This is a genomic window from Phocaeicola sp. HCN-40430, from assembly GCF_037890285.1.
Classification (GTDB): domain Bacteria; phylum Bacteroidota; class Bacteroidia; order Bacteroidales; family Bacteroidaceae; genus Phocaeicola; species Phocaeicola acetigenes.
The window spans coordinates 46,275-53,184 of record NZ_JBBKBS010000023.1 but is presented as its reverse complement, the minus strand read 5'-3'; the positions used below and the strand labels follow the sequence as shown (position 1 = coordinate 53,184).

Sequence of the window (6,910 nt, the reverse complement as noted above, 5' to 3'; positions counted from 1 at the left end):
TATTTTTTAGGGACATTTACTGAATATCCCTACTGTAAGCGTACTAAAAATGGCATATGAAGCGATTATCATCTATCATCTTCATATGCCATTTTATTTGAAGGGAACATTTACCCAATAGCCCTTTTCAGTCGTCTCCCTCTAATGGTACGACCGTCTCATTGGAAAGAGACGAGTGTACCATTAGAGGGAGACAAGTGTCTCACTGCAAGGAGACGTCTTATATATCTGCTGTTTTTTCTTTTATACCGAATATCTGCAATTCCTCCCAAATAAAACAGAAAGCGGCATTCTTCGGCATTGGAATAAAGTATTCTAAAAATAGAAATTATTCCTTTTCTTTGATTTTCTCTTTATAAGACTCAGGAATACCTTTTACATAATTCTCTTTACAACCTTTAGGAATCACAATATAATCTATATCTACAATAAAAGGCAGTACTTGATTAGTTAAAAATTTAGGGCATTCCTTTCCTGTAAATTCAATAGATTTCACAGGATAATTTGTTCTTATTCCATAGTTTCCTACCTCAATAAGATTCTTAGACAAAATAATTCTTTCAAGGCTCTTACATCCGATAAACGTATGTCCTTCAAGTTTTTTTATACTGTCTGGAATCTTTATTTCTTTCAATGAAGTACAATTTTCAAAACATCCTATCTCCACAATAGTTTCTCCATTACCATCTACCGTTGCATCATACACTATAAAATCTTTCAAATCGGCACAGTCTGCAAATGCTCTATATCCTAAACGAGTCACACTATTAGGAAGTTCTACTTTCACAATCGAAGAGCTACAGAAAGCACTATTTTCCACCACTTGGATACCCAAAGGCAATTTCACTTCCTTCAAACTCTTATTTCCATAAAAAGCCTGGTCTTGAATTTCCTTAAGTCCTTCCGGCAATGACAGAGCAGAGATTCCACAATCAATAAATGCAGAAACACCGATCGTTTCAATTTTTGTTCGTGACAAATCCACCTCAGACAAATTGATACAATCTTGAAATGCAGATTCTTCTATTGATACCAGAGTAGAAGGAAAGTTGATCTTTTGTATTTTACTATCCATAAAAGCAAATCTACCGATTCTTTCTATTCCTTCATTCAACACAACCTCTACAATCTTACTATCCCTAAAAGCAAATTCAGAAATAGCTTTTACATTATTGGGGAAAATAACTTTAGAAACGTTTTCATCTGAAATACCCTTTACCACTCCATCCTCTATAATGAGTGACTTAGTAGATTCATCCGGATTTGTTTGCCCATTTTTCACTACAATTTTAAATGCAGTATCTTTTCCTCTCATCACCGTACCTCCCGCCGATGACCATGAAACCTGACTGGCCGTCTGAGTTTCTATTACAACAAAGTTCAGTTCTCTCGTAGAAGAAGTTGAAAACCATGCAGCATTATCAATTGTAAAATGAGCAATTCCGCTTTTATCGGTTGTACTTTTATAAGGCGTTTCTGTTTTTACATCTTCCTTAAATTTTAAAAACGAAGCTTCATCAAACAATTTCACAAGACAATCAGGTTGAACTTCACCTTTTTCATTTACTACAGAAACTCTTATTGTAGTAGTTGCATCATTTATATTTTCTTTTTTGCAAGAAAACAACACCGTTGTACACAATAATAAAATTAAAAATGGATAAAAAAATTTGTCTGTCATAACTACATGGTTTAATTTTTGTATTAATAATATCTTTTCTAATTCGTGATTCGAAATATACTTATCTTATAGACACAATAGCCAACAAAAGTCAGTCAAGATCCAGTCATTCATATAAAACTAAAAAAAATAACAAATTGTTCAACATAAAAAGTCACATACGGATGATTTTCAAAATAATATCACAGTTATCATGCCATATATCTGAAGGACAAAATAAAAATCAAACATAAAGCATTGCGTAGGAATTCAAAACTTAAAACTTATGCTTCCATATGGAAAACAGTTTTTAGATATATGTACAGAATAAAAGTCTATGATATCTTCTTCAGGAGGATTACCTAATACATTATACAATCCACATCTGAGAACCAATAATTTATTATCAAATTCCTTCTTGAATGTATATCCCACATCCAGTCTGTAATTGAATTTTCCACGATCTGTCCTAAAACCTATTTTTTTATCTTCCTCAAGCCAATTATCCTCAACCAGAATCCTACCCGATTTCATAATACAACCTAAAGAGAAAGCTGATGATTTATTTAGCTTATACGACAAGGCACTCGCCGAATAATGAGGAATATCATACAAGGACGGAAGTTTTCCTAAATCCTCAAGTCCGTTAAACCATTCCCTGCTCCGGGAATATGTATAAGACTGCTGGAACGTCCATCTGTCATACATATAATACAGAAAGAATTTTATACCATAACTATCTCCCTTCCCTGTTATCATATATTTACTCCAATCATTATCCACTACCACTGCGCTCGGCCCCAAGGCCACAAGATTCCGTCTTGTTTTATAATACACAGATGTTTCTATCTTTCCTTTATTTCCCGCAAAGTTATTTTTCCATCCCACTTCATAATGCTCCGATGAACGCGGTTTAAATCCTTCAATACTGGGCATTCTAAAATCTGTCGGAAGAGCAAATCCATTAAAGCTTATATAATGATAAAACTGTTCCATCTTTGAAAAATTAAGATAGAGCATATTATTATTATCCGGAGTATAATTCAGCGCCAACCGAGGCTGTATGCTGTAATAATTCCGATAATTTACCGGACTGTAAGCCACAAAATGTACACCCACACGAGTGGAAATTTTATCAGACAATCTTAAATAATTATCATAGTAAACCGAATATTGGTTTATAGCCTCAGCCTGCTTCTGACGAGTTCCTCCAAAAGCAGCCATTTCATACCTCTCGTGTGTATATTTTGCCCCTAAACGGACTGAATAAATATTCTCCGGACTATAACTGAACTCTGTAGAAAGATTGAATGTTTTTATTCCGGTACCTATTTCATTATCAACAATTTCAGAATTTGCTGATTCATTGCCATTCCATTCATCTCCCAATTCGACATCCCAACCCCCATCGGTGCTTTCCTCGCTATCCGAACCAAAACCGAGTACATCGGCATTGGCACGGCTTGAATATGCCGAATAATAAGCAGAAGTTACATTACCCAGTTTTCCCCACTGCCCATTATAAGATAGTTTATAAATCTGATTGTTCCATTTCACCACAGGAATAGCTTCTTCAGTATATATGGGGATTCTAAACTCATCGTACGTATTATAAGCCAAAAGTTTTATCGAACTGGTAGGAGAAAGATAATACGAAAGTTTTGCATTAAAATCCAGTGAATAATGATTTTGCTTATTTTGCTCAGAAAGTAACTGATCAAAAAAATCCATCCAGCTTCTCCTTATACTGAACAGATAAGATAACTTATTTTTTATGAAAGGTCCTTCTAAAGTAAGTGATGCTGCCGGCATATCGATAGAAAATATCCGCAAATGCTCGTTTTTGTTACCATCTTTCAAGTTAAACTCAGTAACAGACGATAAGCCGCCTTCCAGTCTGATTGGAAAAAAGCCATTATGAAAAACGATGTTTTTGATGGCATCTCCACAAAACTGCGGCAACTGAGCACTGATATGTCCCGGATGAAATACAGGTACTCCATCCAGAAGAATGATATTTTCATCATAGCTTCCCCCATTCACCATAAAATTGTTTCCGGTAGGGATTCCTGTTACACCAGGCAAAATCCATATTTGCGAGAACAAATCATTGCCATTGAATGAAAGCATTCCTGAAGATGTGATTTCCGACAACTCTACTTCATTTCTCATAGACTGTACCGTCACCTCACCAACCTCAAAAAGCATAGGATTTAATTTTATATTCACACTTTTCTCTCCATACAGATGAAGTGAAGTTGAATATTTTTCAAAGCCCATATAAGAAACCTCCAAATTATACGCTCCTTCTGTCAGCTCCTGATAAAAGATACCATTTTCATTACTTACCGTATAATACCGCTTCCCTTCACTATCTGTAATTGCGACCATGGCTCCATATAGTCTTTCAGATGTTGTATTATCTGAAATGATACCCGAAACCATATATCCGTTTTTTGAATCAATACGTATCACAATTTTTCTCCCGGGCATTTCTGTAAGACTGAATTTATAGTCTTTCAACAAAATAGAAAGAAGTTGCGATATAGTCATTGTGGCCGATTGCGGTACGATACAGTTCTTCTCAGAATCTACATTAGACGGATTGTACGAAATTGAAACTCCTTTTTGCTTTTCTATAAACCGGAACCATTGGAGTACAGAAGCCGATGAAGCTCTGACAAACAAAACTTCATCTACCAATTTTTTATCAGAACTTTGGATAGAATTGCCTGTGTTTTCCATGCTTATAAGCTCAGTATTCCAGTCTTTTGTCAAATCCTCAGACCAGACATTGCTTATACTCAGAAAAACGAACAGAAACAATACTACCTGTATCGGCTTTTGCATCATGCCAGTAATCCCTTTTATTTATAAAGTTTATAATGTTTTCCCGGTTCAATCACCTCATATTTACAATCGCACAGAAAAGCTAATTCTACTACAATCGCGTCTACATCATCCAAGTTTATCTTACTTGTAATTTTATTATTCTGCAATTTCTTTTCTACATCAATTTTCAACCCGATAACCTGCTCTATTTTTGCAGCGACATCTGCTATATCCACATTTGTAAACGAGAGAGAACGAGGTTGTTCTTCGAAAATCTGGAATGGATTTCCAATACTTCCAGTCTTTAAGACATTATGTTCTAATTCCGCTTTCTGATTGGCTTTTATCACGACCTTATTGTTCTCCGACTTGACACTTACAATACCCGTTTTGACATAGACTCCGGCTTTTCCGTCGTTTGCCGCATCTACAAGAAACGATGTACCCAATACCTCAACCAGAATGCGTTCTGCTTCAACTTTGAAGGCTCTTCCGTTCATTTTCCTTACATCAAAGAAAGCCTTACCATTTAACTTTATCTCTCGTGCATATTTATCTCCACGAGATTTATAGCTTACATTGGAATTCGGATACAATATAACAGACGAACTGTCTGGCAGATAGATTTTCTCTTTCACCGTAGAATGATTGGCATACCACATTTCCTCTGTCTGCTGACTTTTCAGGAAAAAGAGTGTAGAAACAACCATGAGAACTATTACTGAAGCAGCTACATAGAACACAGACATACTTACTCTCTTTTTCTTTCCGTCGGTTATACTATAAACCTTTTCCTCCTTCTGAGAAATACTTCTATCTATATGCTGTTCTATTCTCTCCCAGGCTTTTTCGGTATTGAAAACCGGCGGCTTCTGTGGAGAAACAAGCTTTATCAACCGATTGTATTCTTGCGTATGCGATGCAATCCATTTCTGAATATCGTCAGTTTCTTGCCTGGACAATGTCTCTCCTGCAAGATATTTAGCTAACAATTCATTAATATAGTCTTCTGTATATTTCATCTTTATTTATGGCTGGTAATGATTGATAGAACTAAAGTGATAAAAACTACAACTGTAACTATATAGGTCGCTGCAAATTCTCTAAGCAACTTAATGGCTTTTCCCATTTGATTTTCTACTGTCTTTTCGGACAAAGACAGCATCTGGGCTATTTCTTTATATTTCATACCTTTGAGTTTCGATAACAAGAATATCTCTTTACACTTAGGAGGAAGCACGGAAAGTGCTTCTTTCAAGATTTCCTCAGGCATTTTTTTCTCATCATCCATAGCCTCCTCATCCCATAAACAGGCTCCAGCCGACGGATTTTCCTCTATAGACATCACACACGAGTCTTTTTTACGCAAAAATGAAATACATGCATTTTTCACTGCCGTAGTAATATACGCAGCAAACTCCTTGTCGGGAAGAGCATCCTTTCCCTTATCCCATATAGTAATGAAAAGCTCCTGCACTATATCCTCCGAATCGTCTGCATCGGAAACATATTCATATGCAAGACTACAAAGTCTAGTGTAGTGTTCATTGAACCTGGACTTGAAAATTTCTTTTCTGTCAGTATTCATTGGACGGCATTTATTTGTGAGTATCAGATGTATATTACAAATATACAGATTATGAATTTAAGCCCTAATGATTGGAATCATTTTTTAATGACAGGCAAGCCGGATTTGTGATATACCATTCACGTCAGCTCCGTTTTGCCTGTCTGTGATATTAAATTGCAAGGTTTAAAACTTTAAACTTATTCCGGCAGTAAGAAACCCTTTACTTCCAAGACCGGCTTCCACAAAACCTCCTACACGTTCGTTTCCCACTCTCACAGCTATCGGATTTACCTGATAAGCAAAATCAGTACTGAAGTTTGCCTTTTTTTCAGGTGTTTTTTTGTCTATTGGAGTTTCGCTGTGTCTTGAGAAGTTTACACCGGCTGCAGCCGTTCCATACAACTCCACTAGTCTGCGCTTGTAGTAAACAAATTCTGCAGTAGGAAGAACGAGCAAACGCAAATCTTTCTCCTTTATCGATGGAGTCTTTTCTCCTGCTATGGAAAGTTTACTGCTCGACATTCCGAATCCCAGGTCAGCACCTACTCTGAAACGGTTGATAGAATATCTGTAGCCCAAGCCATATATCATACTGTATTTACTGTCCGAACGCTTCGTTCCTGTAATAGCCTCTTCTATTCCCATACCAAGGATATCTACACTCCCTTGTGTCAATCCATCGCTCACAGAGATTCTCAAATCGTTTTTTTTATCATTTGCCACAAAATCTTGTGTAGTACTCTGTGCATTTACTACATTAAAACCAGCTACCATAAAGAGAGACAATGCGAAAAATTTCAGTTTCATAATTCAATGTGTTTAGTCAGTTAATGATTCTTTTTTCTTTC

At 36.2% G+C, this 6,910-nt stretch carries 5 protein-coding genes; all 5 read right to left on the bottom strand.

The features are described 5' to 3' along the window. Positions 1 to 328: 328 nt before the first annotated feature. Positions 329 to 1,681 (bottom strand): leucine-rich repeat domain-containing protein, encoded by a 1,353-nt coding sequence (locus tag WKU26_RS10345; protein ID WP_340321943.1) that lies wholly within the window; start codon positions 1,679 to 1,681, stop codon positions 329 to 331. Positions 1,682 to 1,930: 249 nt separating this feature from the next. After that, complete coding sequence (locus WKU26_RS10340; RefSeq protein WP_340321942.1) at positions 1,931 to 4,513, bottom strand: TonB-dependent receptor; 2,583 nt, start codon at positions 4,511 to 4,513, stop codon at positions 1,931 to 1,933. Positions 4,514 to 4,527: 14 nt separating this feature from the next. After that, positions 4,528 to 5,514 carry a FecR family protein gene (locus WKU26_RS10335; protein WP_340321941.1) on the bottom strand — a complete coding sequence of 329 codons (987 nt, stop codon included), beginning with the start codon at positions 5,512 to 5,514 and terminating at the stop codon, positions 4,528 to 4,530. A 2-nt stretch (positions 5,515 to 5,516) separates the two neighbouring features. After that, entirely contained in the window at positions 5,517 to 6,080 is a 564-nt protein-coding gene (locus WKU26_RS10330; protein ID WP_340321940.1) for an RNA polymerase sigma-70 factor, read from the bottom strand. Between the two features lie 165 nt (positions 6,081 to 6,245). Beyond that, complete coding sequence (locus tag WKU26_RS10325) at positions 6,246 to 6,869, bottom strand: hypothetical protein (RefSeq protein WP_340321939.1); 624 nt, start codon at positions 6,867 to 6,869, stop codon at positions 6,246 to 6,248. Positions 6,870 to 6,910 lie beyond the last annotated feature (41 nt).

Bases quoted from the DNA above. Each gene is read 5' to 3' on its own strand.
- WKU26_RS10345 (WP_340321943.1), bottom strand. From the start codon at position 1,681: ATGACAGACAAATTTTTTTATCCATTTTTAATTTTATTATTGTGTACA.
- WKU26_RS10340 (WP_340321942.1), bottom strand. From the start codon at position 4,513: ATGATGCAAAAGCCGATACAGGTAGTATTGTTTCTGTTCGTTTTTCTG.
- WKU26_RS10335 (WP_340321941.1), bottom strand. From the start codon at position 5,514: ATGAAATATACAGAAGACTATATTAATGAATTGTTAGCTAAATATCTT.
- WKU26_RS10330 (WP_340321940.1), bottom strand. From the start codon at position 6,080: ATGAATACTGACAGAAAAGAAATTTTCAAGTCCAGGTTCAATGAACAC.
- WKU26_RS10325 (WP_340321939.1), bottom strand. From the start codon at position 6,869: ATGAAACTGAAATTTTTCGCATTGTCTCTCTTTATGGTAGCTGGTTTT.